Below are 16991 nucleotides of genomic sequence, written 5' to 3'. Positions count from 1 at the left end.
AAGGAAGTATTCCGGATGTGTAGTAATGATGTCTCAGGGTTGTAAGATCTTGGGCTGTAGTGTCTTGTTACCAATTTGACATTATGAATCATGGGTGGGCTTAAAAGGCAACCCGTAATATTTTTTGCAATAGGAAATGGGTCCAAAAATGCAAGAAGTTGCTGACGCGTCGCGTCTTGACACTGAACTTTCTGCTGATAGTGCAGCGTATATTGAAGATCTTTACGAGCTGTACCTATCTTCTCCAACCTTAGTCTCTGAGGATTGGCGTGAATATTTTGATAAATATCCTAAAGGTGATCAACCACACGGCAGTGTGCGCGAGCAATTCCTCCTTTTGGGTCGTAATGCAAGTCGAGTTCAACCTGTTGTACAAAGCACTGTAAGTACAGAGCATGAGCGTCGTCAAATTGGTGTTTTACAACTCATTGCTGCGTATCGTAACCGTGGTCATCAAAAAGCTAAACTCGATCCATTAGGTCTTGCGAAACGCGAAGAAGTTCCTGACCTTGATTTATCTGCACATAATTTAACTAAATCTGATTTAGACACTGTATTCAATACAGGCAATCTCGCCATTGGAAAAGCAGAAGCAACATTGTCAGAAATGATTGAGGCAATGGAAGCAACTTACTGCGGTTCAATTGGTGCAGAATACATGCATATTGTTGACACCAAAGAAAAACGTTGGATTCAACAACGTTTGGAAAGTGTTCGCGGTCAATTCCAGTTAAATACAGAGCAGAAAAAAGGTGTTCTTGAGCGTTTAACCGCAGCTGAAGGCTTAGAAAAATACCTTGGCAACAAGTTTGTTGGTGCAAAACGTTTTGGTGTAGAAGGCGGTGAGTCTTTTATTCCAATGGTGAACGAGCTGATTCAACGTGCTGGTGCAGTAGGTTGTAAAGAAGTTGTGATCGGGATGCCGCACCGTGGTCGTCTTAACCTGCTTGTCAACATTATGGGTAAAAACCCAGCTGACCTTTTTGGTGAGTTTGAAGGTAAAAGCATTCATAAGAAAGGTTCTGGTGATGTGAAATACCATCAAGGTTTCTCATCGAATGTCATGACCGCGGGTGGCGAAGTTCATTTGGCTTTGGCATTTAACCCATCACATTTAGAAATCGTTGGTCCCGTTGTTGAAGGATCTGTACGTGCGCGTCAAGTCCGTCGTAAAGATATCGGTGGTGATGATGTACTTCCATTGATTGTTCACGGTGATGCTGCATTTGCGGGTCAAGGCGTGAACATGGAAACTTTCCAGATGTCACAAACGCGTGGCTATACGGTGGGTGGTACAGTTCATATTGTGGTCAATAACCAAGTTGGTTTTACCACTTCAGATCCGCGTGACACACGTTCGACTGAATACTGTACTGATGTTGCTAAAATGATTCAGTCACCCATTTTTCATGTGAATGGTGATGATCCTGAAGCGGTGATTTTCGCAACGCAAATTGCGCATGATTTCCGTCATGAATTCCGCAAAGACGTTATTATTGATTTATTCTGCTACCGTCGTCGTGGTCACAATGAAGCAGACGAACCATCTGCAACGCAGCCAATGATGTATCAGGTGATCAATAAAAAAGCAACAACGCGTACCTTGTATGCAGATCAACTTGTACAAGAAAAAGTACTTGATCGTGCGACTGCTGATCAAATGGTAGAAGATTATCGTGCCGATCTCGAAGCAGGTAAACATGTTGCCAATGCTTTAGTGACTGAACCAAACAAGAAAATGTTTGTGGATTGGACACCGTATTTAGGGCATGACTATACTGATGTCTGGGACACCACGGTGAGTATCGAGCGTCTCAAAGAGCTTGGTAAAATCATGAATACTTTGCCTGAAGGTTTTGTATTACAACGTCAAGTGCAAAAAGTAATTGATGATCGTACCAAAATGCAAGCGGGTGAAATGCCTCTAAACTGGGGTGCAGCAGAAACTTTAGCTTATGCAACTTTGCTTGATGACGGTTTCTTGGTTCGTATTACTGGTGAAGATGTCGGTCGTGGTACATTCTCACACCGTCATGCCAAACTACATAACCAAGTGGATGGTTCTGTTTATATCCCACTTTGCCATATTAAAGAAAATCAACCGCGTACTGCTGTATATGACTCTTTATTGTCTGAAGAAGCAGTCCTTGCATTTGAATATGGTTATGCAACAACGTTGCCAAAAAGCTTAATCGTTTGGGAAGCGCAATTCGGCGACTTCGTCAACTGTGCACAAGTGGTGATTGACCAGTTTATCGCTTCGGGTGAAACCAAGTGGGAGCGTGTATGTGGTCTTACCATGTTGTTGCCGCACGGTTATGAAGGTCAGGGTCCAGAGCATTCATCTGCACGTTTAGAGCGTTTCTTGCAACTTTGTGCAGAAGACAATATGCAAGTGATTACACCAACGACTCCAGCGCAAATTTTCCATGCGTTACGTCGTCAGGCGGTTCGTCCTATTCGTAAACCATTGATCGTCATGTCACCTAAATCTTTATTGCGTCACAAACTTGCGACCTCTACTTTAGATGAGTTAGCAAATGGTTCATTCCAAACTGTGATTGATGAAGTCGATCAAATCAACAAAGCTGAAGTGACTCGTTTAGTGCTTTGTGGCGGTAAGGTTTACTACGATTTACTCGAAAAACGTCGTGAACTTGGTTTAAACAATACAGCGATCGTTCGTATTGAACAATTATATCCTTACCCAGAGCAACGCTTAGCTGAAGTCATGGCGGCATATCCAAATATTCAAGATCTTGTCTGGGCACAAGAAGAACCGAAGAACCAAGGTGCTTGGTTATTCATCGTTCCTCGTCTGTATGAAGACATTCTTGAATCAGGTAAACAAATTCGTATTAGCTATGCTGGTCGTGAAGCATCTGCCGCACCTGCCTGTGGCTCACCGTACTTGCATGCAAAACAACAAGCTCAGCTCGTCAATGACGCACTTGCAATTGAAGCTGAACAATCAGGAGATTCTCAATAATGGCAACCGAAATTAAAGCACCGGTATTCCCAGAGTCAGTTGCTGACGGTACGATCGCAACTTGGCACAAGAAAGTAGGTGAACCTGTATCACGTGATGAAGTGATCTGTGACATTGAAACCGATAAAGTTGTTTTAGAAGTGGTTGCTCCAGCTGACGGTAGTTTGGTTGCAATCATCAAAGACGAAGGCGAAACGGTACTTTCTGACGAAGTGATTGCACAGTTTGAAGCTGGTGCTGGTGCTGTTTCTGCGGCTGCTCCTGAAGCTGCTGCGCCAGCGGAAGCTCCTGCTGCATCTGCGCCAGCAGCATCAACGCAAGCAGTTGATCAAAACCAAGCACCTGCTGTTCGTAAAGCATTATCTGAAACAGGTATCAATGCTGCTGACGTACAAGGTACAGGCCGTGGTGGTCGCATCACTAAAGAAGATGTTGCTGGTCATCAAGCTAAACCTGCTGCATCAGTTCAACCATTAAGCGTTGCTGTAGGTGAGCGTATCGAAAAACGTGTTCCAATGACGCGTTTACGTAAGCGTGTTGCTGAGCGTTTATTGGCTGCAACACAACAAACTGCAATGTTAACGACATTCAACGAAGTTAACATGAAGCCAATCATGGAAATGCGTAAGCAATATAAAGATGCTTTCGAAAAACGTCATGGTGCTCGTTTAGGCTTTATGTCTTTCTTTGTTAAAGCGGCGACTGAAGCACTAAAACGCTACCCAGCAGTGAATGGTTCTATTGATGGTGAAGATATTGTTTATCACGGTTTCTATGATATCGGTGTTGCTGTATCGAGTGATCGTGGCTTAGTTGTTCCTGTCCTTCGTGATACTGACCGTATGAACTATGCAGAAGTTGAAAACGGTATCCGTGACTACGCTTATAAAGCACGTGACGGTAAATTAGGTATCGAAGACATGACTGGTGGTACGTTCACGATCACCAATGGTGGGACATTCGGTTCATTATTATCTACGCCGATTTTGAATACGCCGCAAACCGCTATTTTGGGTATGCATAAGATCCAAGAGCGTCCAATGGCGGTAAATGGTCAAGTTGAAATCTTACCAATGATGTATTTAGCGCTTTCTTATGACCACCGTTTAATCGATGGTAAAGAAGCTGTTGGTTTCTTGGTAACAATCAAAGAATTGTTAGAAGAGCCGGCTAAACTCATTCTTGACCTTTAATACTACAAATATTCCTTCCCATATAGAGTGACCCTTTATATGGGATTTTTGGAGATAAAAATGTCTCAACAATTTGATCTTGTTGTTATTGGCGGTGGACCTGGTGGTTACGAAGCAGCGATCCGTGCTGCACAACTAGGTTTTAAAGTTGCTTGTATTGAAAAACGTATTCACAACGGTAAACCGTCTTTGGGTGGTACCTGTTTAAACGTTGGTTGTATCCCTTCTAAAGCCTTACTTGACTCTTCGCATCGTTATGAGGCGACTGTTCACGAACTTGCTGAACACGGTATTACAACAGGTGAAGTGAAGTTTGATTTAGACACTTTGTTGGCGCGTAAAGACAAAGTTGTTGACCAATTGACTGGCGGTATTGCTCAGTTATTGAAAGGTAATGGTATCGAGTGGTTACAAGGTACAGGTAAATTACTTGCTGGTAAAAAAGTAGAATTCACGCCATTTGAAGGTGATGTACAGGTTTTAGAGCCTAAGTACGTGATCCTTGCAACAGGTTCTGTGCCTGTCAATATTCCTGTAGCACCTGTCGATGAAGATTTAATCGTTGATTCGACTGGCGCATTAAAATTCCCAGAAGTTCCAAAACGTCTGGGTGTAATTGGTGCGGGTGTAATTGGTTTAGAGCTTGGTTCTGTGTGGCGTCGTCTAGGTGCTGAAGTTGTTGTATTTGAAGCAATGGACACCTTCTTACCAATGGCGGATAAAGCACTAGCGAAGGAATATCAAAAAATCTTGAAGAAACAAGATTTGGATATTCGTATCGGTGCAAAAGTGTCTGGTACAGAAGTTAATGGTCGTGAAGTGACTGTTAAATATAACCAAGCTGGCGAAGACAAAGAACAAGTTTTTGACAAGCTCATTGTGTGTGTCGGCCGTAAAGCGTATGCAGAAGGTCTATTGGCAGAAGATTCTGGTATTAAATTGACTGAACGTGGTTTGGTTGATGTCAATGATCAATGTCTAACATCTGTTGAAGGTGTTTATGCAATTGGTGACTTGGTTCGTGGTCCAATGCTTGCACATAAAGCAATGGAAGAGGGCGTAATGGCTGTTGAGCGTATTCATGGTCATGCCGCTCAAGTGAACTACGACACCATCATCAGTGTGATTTACACGCATCCAGAAGCAGCTTGGGTTGGTCTTACTGAAGAACAAGCCAAAGAAAAAGGTCATGAAGTGAAAGCGGGTCAGTTCCCGTTTGCGGTAAATGGTCGTGCATTGGCTGCTGGTGATACGGCTGGTTTTGTTAAATTCGTTGCTGATGCCAAAACAGATCGTCTGTTAGGTATGCACGTTGTTGGTCCAAATGCATCTGATATCGTACATCAAGGTATGATTGCGCTTGAATTTGTATCTTCAGTTGAAGATTTGCAATTGATGACTTTTGGTCACCCAACATTCTCTGAAGTTGTACATGAAGCAGCGCTTGCTGTTGATGGTCGTGCAATCCACGCGATTCAACGTAAGCGTAAATAAATAAAAAGTGTGGTTCGCCACACTTTTTTGAATGATGATGATTACTTTTATACGGTGATCATTTACTCAATATGTAGCAGTCTAGTTTTAAGTACATCTAGGCTGTATCACACAAACAACATAGTAGGTAACTAAATGAACTTACATGAGTATCAAGCTAAAGCGTTATTGAAAGAATATGGTATGCCAGTACAAGAAGGTATCTTGGCAACCAATGCAGACGAAGCAGTTGCTGCATTTGAACAGCTTGGTGGTAAATTCGCTGTAATGAAAGCGCAAGTTCATGCTGGTGGTCGTGGTAAGGCTGGTGGCGTTAAAGTTGCAAAATCTAAAGAAGATGTCATCGAATTTGCAAACAATATCATTGGTACTCGTCTTGTAACGTATCAAACAGATGCAAATGGTCAACCTGTTAACAGCATTATCGTTGCTGAAGACGTATACCCAGTTGAGCGTGAACTTTACTTGGGCGCGGTTGTAGACCGTTCTAGCCGTCGTATTACTTTCATGGCTTCTACCGAAGGTGGTGTAGAAATCGAGAAAGTTGCAGAAGAAACACCTGAAAAAATTATCAAAGTTGAAGTTGATCCACTCGTTGGCTTACAACCATTCCAAGCACGCGAAGTTGCGTTTGCTTTAGGTTTGAAAGACAAACAAATCAGCCAATTTGTAAAAATTATGGCTGCTGCTTATCAAGCATTTGTAGAAAATGACTTTGCATTATTTGAAATTAACCCGCTTTCAGTTCGTGAGAATGGCGATATTTTATGTGTTGATGCGAAAGTTGGTATCGATTCTAACGCGCTTTACCGTTTACCTAAAGTTGCTGCTTTACGTGACAAATCTCAAGAGAATGAGCGTGAATTAAAAGCATCTGAATTTGACCTTAACTATGTTGCTTTAGAAGGTAACATCGGTTGTATGGTGAATGGTGCTGGTCTTGCAATGGCAACTATGGACATCATTAAACTTTATGGTGGTCAGCCTGCAAACTTCCTTGACGTTGGCGGCGGTGCAACTAAAGAGCGCGTAATTGAAGCGTTCAAAATCATCCTTGCTGATACCTCTGTACAAGGTGTTTTAATCAACATCTTCGGTGGTATCGTACGTTGTGACATGATTGCTGAAGCAATTATTGCAGCGGTTCAAGAAGTAAATGTAACTGTACCAGTGGTTGTTCGTTTAGAAGGTAACAACGCTGAATTAGGTGCTAAATTACTTGATGAATCTGGTTTGAAATTAATTTCTGCGAACGGTTTATCTGATGCCGCAGAAAAAGTTGTAGCTGCAGTTAAAGCGTAAGGAGTATCAATCATGAGCGTATTAATTAATAAAGACACTAAAGTATTGGTACAGGGTTTTACTGGTAAAAACGGTACTTTCCACTCTGCACAAGCTTTAGACTACGGTACAAAAGTTGTTGGTGGTGTTACTCCAGGTAAAGGTGGTACAACTCACCTTGACTTACCAGTATTCAACACAATGAAAGAAGCTGTACGTGAAACAAATGCTGATGCATCTGTAATCTATGTACCAGCGCCATTCGTTTTAGACTCTATCGTTGAAGCAGTTGATTCAGGTGTTGGTCTTATCGTTGTGATCACTGAAGGTGTTCCAACGATCGACATGCTTAAAGCTAAACGCTACTTAGAAACGAACGGTAACGGTACTCGTTTAGTTGGTCCTAACTGCCCAGGCGTGATCACTCCAGGTGAATGTAAGATCGGTATTATGCCTGGTCACATCCACCAACCAGGTCGTATTGGTATCATCTCACGTTCAGGTACATTGACTTATGAAGCTGTTGCTCAAACAACTAAGCTTGGTTTAGGTCAGTCGACTTGTATCGGTATCGGTGGTGACCCAATCCCAGGTATGAACCAGATCGAAGCACTTCAATTGTTCCAAGACGATCCAGATACTGATGCAATCATCATGATCGGTGAGATCGGTGGTACAGCGGAAGAAGAAGCTGCTGAATTCATCAAATCTAACGTGACTAAGCCTGTAGTTGGTTACATCGCTGGTGTAACTGCGCCTAAAGGTAAGCGTATGGGTCACGCTGGTGCGATTATTTCTGGTGGTCAAGGTACTGCTGAAGAGAAATTCGCTGCATTTGAACGTGCGGGAATGGCTTACACTCGTAGCCCAGCTGAGCTTGGTTCAACGATGTTACAAGTTTTAAAAGAGAAAGGTTTAGCGTAATTCGTTAGATTTTAATCTTTAAAAAACCCCAATTTTTATTGGGGTTTTTTATTGGGAAATAACTATAGTTCCAATTATTCAGCCTTTGGTTTTAAGCCTTGAGTCAAACCATTAATATCACCACCTTGTAAGCCAAGTTCACTCATCAAACTATCAATGAGAGGGGCTTGTGAGCGATAGCGTAGGGCGCTATTCACGACTTGATCAGATAATGAAGCTTGACCATTGTCAACATGCTCAGTTGATGAATTTCCACCAGCAAAACTGCCTAAACCATTGACCTGTAAAATTTTGATGTCGTCAATATTTTCCATTGGTTTAACACTTTCACGAATGATGTCAGGTAAGTGTTTAAGGAGTGCCAAGCGGACTTGCATTTCGACCTGCTCAGCAGAAAGGACATTGGCTGCTTCATTCACCGCACGTGTACCTTCAGCATCAACTTGGTATTGTTTTTCCAATGCTTGAGCCAGTAAGATCTTGGCATCTGCCTCACCTTTTGCTTTTAAGCGAACTTTCTCTGCTTCCGCTTCAGCACCAATTCGGACTGCTTCAGCTTCATCAGCAGCCGCTTTTTTACCAGCATCAGCCGCAACCGTAATCGCAATTGCATCTTTCTCAGCAGTTTGTTTTGCTGCAACCAATTCAACTGCTTTTTGACGTTCTGCGCGTTGTGTTTCACGCACGGTGATTACTTCTTCTTCTGCCTTGACTGCTTCAGCACGCGCTTTATCGGCTTGCGCTTTGGCTTCAGATTCGGCACGAGATTTCTCGGCAATTGCAATAGCGCGATCTTGCTCAGCAAGTTCAATGGTTTTCTTTTGTTCAACTTCTGCTTTTTGAATGAGCTGCGCTTTCTGAATATTTTCATTCGCAACATCACGCGCAGCAGCAATACGTTTTAGCTCAACTTCACGTTCAGCAGCAATCCGTGCTTCTTCTGCTTCACGTTTTTTGCCAGCCTCTTGAGACGCAATTTCAGCCATTTGTTCAGCTTTACGAATTGAAATTTCTCGCTCTTGTTGCATTTTTGCGTATTCTTCTTCACGTGAAATTTCGAGTCGTTTACGTTCAGCCTCTAAATCTTTGCCGCGAATGGCAAGATCAGTATCTTGTTCGATGTCATTACGTTTTTTACGACGGTCTTCAATGGTTTCTGTGAGTTTAGTTAAACCTTCAGCATCAAAAGCATTTTGTGGATTAAAGAATTTAAAACTCGTTTGATCTAAGCCTGTTAATGACACCGTTTCAAGCTCTAAACCATTTTTTGATAAATCTTCTGATACTACTTGCTGAACTTTTTGTACGAAATCAACACGCTTTTCATGTAGCTCTTCCATTGCCATTTCTGCTGCGACTGCACGTAAAGAGTCTACAAACTTACCTTCTACTAAATCTTTTAATTCAGGAGGAGACATGGTTTTTCTACCCAATGTTTGGGCTGCTGTTGCAATTGACTCACTTGTTGGTTTTACCCGAACATAAAATTCAGCCATCACATCGACACGCATACGATCACGTGTAATTAAAGCTTGGTCAGCAGCACGCTTCACTTCTAAACGTAAAGTATTCATATTTACAGGGATGATTTCATGTAAAACTGGCAGTACAATTGCACCTCCATTTAAAATGACTTTTTCACCACCCCAACCTGTACGTACAAATGAAACCTCTTTACTTGAACGTTTGTATAATCGAGCAATTACAACACCAATAAAGATCAGTACAGCAAAAATAATACCCGTAATAATTAGAATTTCAGTCAATGCTGAAGTAAGCATTTAAATACCCTCTGTGTATGTAATATAAAAAATTAAGTGGCAATTGCTTGAAAGCCGATTTTGGTTCTTTGCGTTAAAATAACGTCTTGTCCTTGAAAAAATATAATATCAAGTTCTGGTTCAACTAAGACATAATGTGTCTGACCAAATTGATCTTTAACTTTCGCTTGCGCAGGGGAGTTGGGTTTTGCTTCACCTAAAATAATCTGTGCAGTACGACCAATCAAATCATCACTATGAATCGCGGTTGTTTCATCTTTAGGAATAATTTTAGCGATGAAAGCAGCACTGAAACGTACGATAGGCATACAGAGAAATAAGCATGCTGGCGCGATCAACCAAGCTGAAAAATAATGCTCAGTCAAAAGGAAAAAAATATTCTGAATAATTAAGCCAGTTAATCCATAAGCTGTGAGGAAAATGATTAGCCAAATTAATAACGGCACTTTACCTAGATATAACCATTCAAGAAGCTGAGTAAATACATTATTTGAATGTTCAATAGAGACATCCGCGTGATTTATATCAGTGAGACTATCTGGTAGGAACTGTTCAATAAAACTAGAACTACCACCCAGTAATAATAGGATTAATTCTAGTACGCCAATAAATAAGCATAACATTAAAGCAATACTAAAAATAAAATTGGATGGGTGTGTGAGGAGTTCTAAAATCATTGGGATTGCTCTTATTTCTTTTTGAAAGAATTAATAAATTTTTTATAAAAATAAAACAGTTATAAGGATAAATGTAAGCTACTTGAAATTCAACTTAAATTTATAACAGGCGAAAAAAAACGCAATGATTGGGGTGATCACTGCGTTGAACAACGCGAATCTGTTTAAAACAGTTCCGGTTGAAAAGGAGAAATGTCATAAGATTAGTGTTTGCTAATCTACATCGCAATATTAGTCAAAAACCTGACTGTTTTCATGGGTATTCGTGTTAACTACTGTTAATATGTGTTAATAGTTGACAAAAAATGTTAGTTTTGGATTTTATGGGGAAGTTCTTAAATTAGACTTAAATCAAATGCTTATACAAAAAAGCCCTGAATCGGGCCTTTTGTGTGAAATATCATATAAATTAGAATTTAAATAATCCTAATCCTGCTTTAACTTCATCTAGGGTTTGCTGCGTAATATTTCGGCATTTCTCAGTGCCTTGTTTTAATATATCCATGATGTAATCAGGATCTTTTTCTAGCTCGGCACGACGTTCACGAATTGGTGCAATCAGCTCTTGTAAAACACCTTCTAAGCGTTTTTTGACAGCACCATCGCCTAAACCTCCACGACGATAATATGCTTTTAGCTCTTCCACTTCTGCTTTATTTGGATCAAAGGCATCCAGATAGGTAAAGACGATATTGCCTTCCACTTGACCGGGATCTTCAATGCGTAAGTGATTTGGATCGGTATACATTGCGTTCACTGCTTTTTTGATGTCTTTATCCGAAGCATTTAACACAATGGTATTACCCAAAGATTTGGACATTTTGGCTTTGCCATCAAAACCGGGTAAACGTGCCATATTTGATAATAACGCTTTGCATTCTGGCAAAAGGTCATGACCGATTTGGCGATTGACACGACGAACAACTTCGTTGGTTTGTTCGATCATTGGCAGTTGATCTTCGCCAACAGGAACAACAGTCGCTTTAAATGCAGTGATATCCGCTGCTTGGGCGATTGGATAGCATAAGAAACCGGCTGGAATATCACGCTCAAAGTTACGAAGTTGAATTTCGGCCTTCACTGTCGGGTTGCGTTCTAAACGCGCTACAGTCACATAGTTGAGATAAATCATTGTGAGTTCATTGAGTGCAGGCAAACAAGACTGCACACAAATGGTGGTTTTACTTGGATCAATACCAACAGCTAAATAATCTAATGCGACTTGAAGAATATTATTACGTACTTTCTCAGGATTATCAGCATTGTCCGTAAGTGCTTGAGCATCTGCCAATAAAAGGTGTTGATGATGACTGTCTTGTAAACCTACACGTGAACGTAATGAACCGACAAAGTGTCCAAGATGAAGTTGTCCAGTAGGGCGATCGCCTGTCAAGATGATTGGGCGATGATCAGCATTACTCATGATATGTTCCAAGATTCAGTTATTTGATCAATATAAGATGGGCATTATTGTACGGTAAATAATTTTTTTTCGTCAGCGATTGCTTAAACTTTTTCTTAAAATAATATTGTGAATTTATTGAGTGATTCTACTATAGTGAAATAAATACCAAGAAGGAAATAAAAATGGCCAGTGGTCTATTACTATTACTTGATGATATCGCAACAGTTTTAGATGATGTTGCGGTGATGAGTAAAATGGCTGCAAAAAAAACAGCAGGTGTATTGGGGGATGATTTAGCGCTGAATGCACAACAAGTCAGTGGTGTCCGTTCTGATCGGGAATTACCTGTTGTTTGGAGTGTTGCAAAGGGATCGTTTGTCAATAAATTAATTTTAGTCCCATTAGCGCTGTTGATTAGTGTTTTTGCCCCATGGCTCATTAATCCGTTATTAATGATTGGTGGTTTATTCCTTTGTTATGAAGGGGTGGAAAAAGTAGTACACACATTCCATCATAAAAAAGCAAAAACAGTTGAAGAGGCAAATGAAAGCCTACAAGAAGTAGAGGTTGATTTAGAGAAGTTTGAGAAAGAAAAAGTAAAAGGTGCAATTCGTACCGACTTTATTTTATCTGCTGAAATTGTGGTGATTTCGTTAGGTACAGTTGCAACAGCGGCATTTATGACTAAAGTATCGGTATTAAGTGTGATTGCAATTGCGATGACTATTGGTGTTTATGGCTTGGTCGCAATGATCGTTAAAATTGATGATTTAGGTTTGTATTTAACACAACAAGTTTCTGAATTTAAAAATAAAATAGGGCGTGGTTTACTCGCTTTTGCACCAGTTTTAATGAAAACTTTATCTATTGTTGGAACGATTGCGATGTTTTTAGTGGGTGGTGGAATCATCACACATACCATCCCTTTGCTGCATCACTTTACTGAAGAAACAGTAGACCATTTAGAGCTTATCCCAAGTGTTGGCTCAATCATTGGCGCTGTAACACCGACATTGATTAATTTTGGAATCGGTTTGGTTGCGGGTGCTATTGTGCTGATTATTGTGAGTCTTGTTCAAAAAGTGTGGTCAAAAGCATCTGCTTAAAAAATAGGTCGTCATCATCGTGAGCATGTGAGGTGGTTATGCGTTGGAAAGGTCGTCGAGTCAGCAGCAATGTTGAAGACCGTCGTGGTGGTGGCGGAGCAAAAGCAGGTGGGATTAGTATTTTAGGTTTGGTGGTTGCATTCGTTGCTTGGAAGTTTTTTGGGGTCGATCCACAGCAGGCTTATCAGGCAACTCAGGCGGTAACAAGTGCTCAATCGACTCAAGAAGGAAATGCCCCTCAAAACTTAACAGCCGATCAAAAAGAAGCAAGTGATTTTGTTGGAACGGTTTTGGCAGATACAGAAGATACGTGGACACCGATTTTTCAGCAAATAGGAATGACTTATAAACCACCAAAATTAGTTTTATTTAGCGGTGTCGTTCGTTCTGGTTGTGGTTCGGCACAAGCGGCTATGGGCCCCTTTTACTGTCCCGCGGATCAGAAGGTTTATATTGATACCTCTTTCTTTAAAGATATGCGGCAGCAAATGGGCATTTCGGGGGAACAAAATCAAACTGAGCTTTCTCGTCAAGATCAAGCAGGGGATTTCGCTCAGGCTTATGTGATCGCCCATGAGGTTGGGCATCATATTCAAAATTTATTAGGAATATCTGGGCAAGTTCAGCAAGCACGTTCACAAGCGAGTCAAGCGCAAGGCAATCAGCTTTCAGTTCGTTTGGAGTTACAGGCTGACTGTTTTGCAGGGATTTGGGCACATCAAAACCATCAACGTACTCAGTTTTTAGAACAAGGTGATATCGAGGAAGCGATGGATGCTGCAAAAAAAATTGGTGATGACTATTTACAGCGACGTGCAACTGGACAAGTCGTACCCGATAGTTTTACCCATGGTAGCAGTGAACAGCGTATGCAGTGGTTTCAGCAAGGCCTAAAATCAGGTGATATTAATCAATGTAATACTTTTGGTTAAGCGTTTGATATTTTATCATTTATTTCTTTTTTATACTGGAGAGATGAGGGCGTTCTGGGACGTGGAAATGATATGTTTTAAAATTTAGATGAAATATGTTGTTTTTAGATTGAGAAAAATAAAGAGGTCATATGGGTAATTATTTTCTTTTACAAGCATTAACGGTGATTTTTGCATTATCCATAGCAACGACTATTTTTAATAAACGCATATTGGGTTTCCCTCAAGCAATAGGTGTTCCGATTGTTTCTGCAATTTTTGTTTTTATATTGCAGTGGGGAGCAAGTTTATTGAATGGTAATCAGTTTATTACCATTAATATTCATAATATTGAAGCCGCTGTAAGAAGTATCGATTTTTACGACTTTTTAATTAATGGTGTGATTTGTTTTATCCTGACATCTTCCGCACTAAAATTTAAAATTTCAGATCTAAAGAATCATTGGAAACCTATCAGTATTCTAGCCACGATTGCATTGGTACTTTGTGCTGGTTTTTATGCTGGGCTGCTGTACTTATTTCAATGGGCAGTTGGTTATCCGGTCCCATTCATTGTTCTATTACTCCTTGGTGCAGCATTGGGTGCAACTGATCCGATTGGTGTCAAAGGGGTGTTAAGCTCGATTCGCGCACCGCATCATTTAATGGTCAAGCTTGAAGGTGAATCATTATTTAATGATGCAATGTGTATCGCCTTATTTATGACGTTACTCAATGTTATACAGGGTGAACACTTTTCATTAATCGCAACAGTTGAAACCTTGTTATATGAGATCTTTGTTGCAGTCATCATTGGCCTTGCATTTGGGTTCGGTATCTTACGTTTGTTACGTGGCAAGCACGAGATGGAATCCTTGATTTTAACGACTGCTTTACTTGCAAGTGGATCGTATCTGGTCGCTTTATTTGCGCATGCATCAGCTCCAATTGCATGTGTTATTGGTGGTTTGATTGTCGGTAATAAATGGCATGAGATTCGTGAGCAGCGTGAAATACGTGAGGTGAATCATTTTTGGCATACCGTCGAGGGGATCATTAACTCATTCCTCTTCACCTTAATTGGTTTAGAGTTATTCATTCTAGATTTAAACGCTGGTTTGATTATTGGGGGGATTGTTGCTTTCCTTATCTTACATTTATCAAGATTTGTTGCGAATTTTTCAGCTTTTGCTTTATTTCCCTCGTTTCGTAAAAAAAGCTATAACGGAAGTTTAACAATATTATCTTGGGGCGGTGTCCGAGGTGGTATTTCGCTGGCATTAATTCTTGCTGTTGCAAATATACCTGCACTGAGTGCTTATAGCAGTATTTTAATTGGCTATACTTTTATCAGTGTATTGTTGTCTGGAGTCGTGTGTGGGCTAGGCTTACCAGCAGTGATGAATACTTTTTATTATAATCCAAACGAAGAAACAAAAGGTTTAAAAGGCTTTTATCAACGCATGTGTAACAAGATGAATCGTCGTGGTTTCAAATACATTATTGGCGAGGATTCAGCAGGTAAAGAGATTATTACAATTTATAATCCAGAAGTCTTATTAGATCAAAGAACTGAAGATGGGGTTACAACGATGCATCACCCAAATAAACGAGAAGAAGTAAGACGTTTGGAAAATCCTGATAATTTTTAACATTATATTTTATTTGTTTGATAAAATCCTTCCTTAAAGACAAGTTTTTATTTTTAAATTATGTTTAAGATTTATTAAATAATATTTTAAAATTATTTAAATGCCTTTTGGGAACTAATGGTTATTTAAAAAAAATTATTAATAAATGTAAATTTTATAATTTAAAAAAACGTATTTTAGTAATAAATGTTTTAAAAAATAAAGGCTTAAGATTTTTTGTTAACTTTGGCTTATTATGCATAACTATTTTTTTTTGTGGGCTATTTAACATTTTTAAAAATTGGTTTAGAGTAGAGTCGATAACTGTAATAAATGTAATACATAACAAAATACGCGAAAGCTTAACACTTGAATAGATAAGCAGTTGAAAACAAATATATTATAATTGAGGAACAGAACCATGTCTGAAATACAAATAATTTCCAAGGAAAGTCACAAAACACTTTCTAACACAACGGATAATACGACGACTCTGCCTTCTGAGGCCGCAGTAGTATTAATTAAGGTTCCTTTAGCGGACATATTAGTAATAAAAAGAGATGGTTTGAATGCAGTTGTTTTCTTGAAAAATGGAGAAAAAATAGTAATTCAAAATTTCTTCAATGAAAATAACAATCTGGATAATAGTCTTGTTATTCAGGATGAAAATGGACAGTTAACTTGGGCTAAATTTAAGGATGCTGAAAGTGATGCAGATGCGGATGCGGATGCAGATGCGGATGCAGATGCAGATGCAGAAGGGGCTGTTTATTTAGAGGAGACTCCAGCGGTTGTACCTGAAATAGTAGAAGCGCCTGTCTCCGACGTTCTGTTTCAACCTATCCAATCAATAGAGCCATTATTGTACCATGATGCTGGTATGAACCCTTGGTTATGGGCTGTTCCGATAGTTGCTGGTGGTATTATTGCAGCTGCAAGTGGCGGCGGTGGTGGTAAAAATAATAATAATCCAGATACAACTCCTCCAAATACAGACAATGTTGGTTTTGATATTGATCCATTGACATCAGATAACGTTTTAAATGCGGCGGAAGCAGCAGGTAATGTGACGATCACAGGTAAACTTACTAATATTCCAGCAGATGCAGCAACAACAGTTGTTACTGTGGTTGTTAATGGTGTGAGTTATAACGCCATAGTCAACGCAGCAAATGGAACATGGAGTGTAAGCGTACCCGGTAGTGGCTTACTGGCAGATGCGGATAAAACGATTGACGCAACAGTTAAATTTACAAATGCAGCAGGTAATAGCAGCACAGTAACAGATAGCCAAGTCTATGATGTTGATGTTACCCCACCGGATGCACCCGTGATTGATCCAGTGAATGGAACAGATCCAATCACAGGAACAGCAGAACCTGGTACAACCGTTACGGTGACTTTCCCAGACGGCAGCGAAGTAGAAGCAGTTACAGACGAAGATGGTAATTGGAGTGTTCCAAACCCAGACAATCTTGAAGATGGTGATGAAATAACTGTGGTTGCAACAGACCCCGCAGACAATAGCTCAGATCCTGCCACAGCGGTGGTAGATGCAGTTGCACCCGTGGTGAGCTTGGATGACTTGAGCACCAATGA

12 protein-coding genes and 1 pseudogene are annotated in these 16991 nt (G+C 40.2%); 9 read left to right on the top strand and 4 right to left on the bottom strand.

The features are described 5' to 3' along the window. Window positions 1-62 precede the first annotated feature (62 nt). A pseudogene (locus MMP72_RS08695) lies at window positions 63-146 on the bottom strand (hypothetical protein); the annotation flags it as partial. A 2-nt stretch (window positions 147-148) separates the two neighbouring features. Between MMP72_RS08695 and MMP72_RS08690 the strand changes: the two are divergent. The 5 genes from MMP72_RS08690 to sucD all read left to right on the top strand — a co-directional run bounded on the left by MMP72_RS08690 (window position 149) and on the right by sucD (window position 7881). Then, the gene (locus tag MMP72_RS08690) at window positions 149-2989 is read left to right on the top strand and encodes a 2-oxoglutarate dehydrogenase E1 component (RefSeq protein ID WP_241316422.1); all 2841 of its coding nucleotides are present in this window, start codon (window positions 149-151) and stop codon (window positions 2987-2989) included. Next, window positions 2989-4182 carry a 2-oxoglutarate dehydrogenase complex dihydrolipoyllysine-residue succinyltransferase gene (gene odhB / locus MMP72_RS08685; RefSeq protein WP_241316420.1) on the top strand — a complete coding sequence of 398 codons (1194 nt, stop codon included), beginning with the start codon at window positions 2989-2991 and terminating at the stop codon, window positions 4180-4182. Before MMP72_RS08690 ends, odhB begins: the two co-directional genes overlap by 1 nt. A gap of 60 nt (window positions 4183-4242) precedes the next feature. Next, window positions 4243-5676, top strand: coding sequence for a dihydrolipoyl dehydrogenase (lpdA, locus tag MMP72_RS08680; protein ID WP_241316418.1), 1434 nt, complete (start codon window positions 4243-4245; stop codon window positions 5674-5676). 135 nt (window positions 5677-5811) lie between these two features. Then, a complete protein-coding gene (gene sucC / locus MMP72_RS08675) occupies window positions 5812-6978 on the top strand; it encodes an ADP-forming succinate--CoA ligase subunit beta (RefSeq protein WP_003655470.1) in 1167 nt (388 codons plus the stop codon). A gap of 12 nt (window positions 6979-6990) precedes the next feature. Continuing rightward, entirely contained in the window at window positions 6991-7881 is an 891-nt protein-coding gene (gene sucD / locus MMP72_RS08670; protein ID WP_003655479.1) for a succinate--CoA ligase subunit alpha, read from the top strand. A 74-nt stretch (window positions 7882-7955) separates the two neighbouring features. Here the strand turns inward: sucD and MMP72_RS08665 are convergent, their stop codons facing one another. The 3 genes from MMP72_RS08665 to trpS form a co-directional block, all read right to left on the bottom strand. Then, window positions 7956-9662 (bottom strand): flotillin family protein, encoded by a 1707-nt coding sequence (locus MMP72_RS08665; protein WP_241316416.1) that lies wholly within the window; start codon window positions 9660-9662, stop codon window positions 7956-7958. 32 nt (window positions 9663-9694) lie between these two features. After that, a complete protein-coding gene (locus MMP72_RS08660; RefSeq protein WP_241316414.1) occupies window positions 9695-10339 on the bottom strand; it encodes a YqiJ family protein in 645 nt (214 codons plus the stop codon). Between the two features lie 409 nt (window positions 10340-10748). Continuing rightward, complete coding sequence (gene trpS, locus MMP72_RS08655) at window positions 10749-11762, bottom strand: tryptophan--tRNA ligase (protein WP_241316412.1); 1014 nt, start codon at window positions 11760-11762, stop codon at window positions 10749-10751. 164 nt (window positions 11763-11926) lie between these two features. Between trpS and MMP72_RS08650 the strand changes: the two genes are divergently transcribed. The 4 genes from MMP72_RS08650 to MMP72_RS08635 all read left to right on the top strand — a co-directional run. Then, window positions 11927-12850: a DUF808 domain-containing protein gene (locus MMP72_RS08650; RefSeq protein WP_241316410.1), complete on the top strand. Its 924-nt coding sequence runs from the start codon at window positions 11927-11929 to the stop codon at window positions 12848-12850. 38 nt (window positions 12851-12888) lie between these two features. After that, window positions 12889-13782: a neutral zinc metallopeptidase gene (locus tag MMP72_RS08645; protein ID WP_241316408.1), complete on the top strand. Its 894-nt coding sequence runs from the start codon at window positions 12889-12891 to the stop codon at window positions 13780-13782. A gap of 131 nt (window positions 13783-13913) precedes the next feature. Next, window positions 13914-15413, top strand: coding sequence for a sodium:proton antiporter (locus tag MMP72_RS08640; protein WP_241316406.1), 1500 nt, complete (start codon window positions 13914-13916; stop codon window positions 15411-15413). Between the two features lie 400 nt (window positions 15414-15813). Next, a partial coding sequence (locus MMP72_RS08635) for a BapA prefix-like domain-containing protein (protein WP_241316404.1) occupies window positions 15814-16991 on the top strand: 1178 nt, incomplete at its 3' end.

Source organism: Acinetobacter sp. NIPH 2699 (assembly GCF_022549355.1).
Classification (GTDB): domain Bacteria; phylum Pseudomonadota; class Gammaproteobacteria; order Pseudomonadales; family Moraxellaceae; genus Acinetobacter.
The sequence above is the reverse complement of the archived record's forward strand: the minus strand, read 5'-3'. Positions and strand labels throughout refer to the sequence as shown.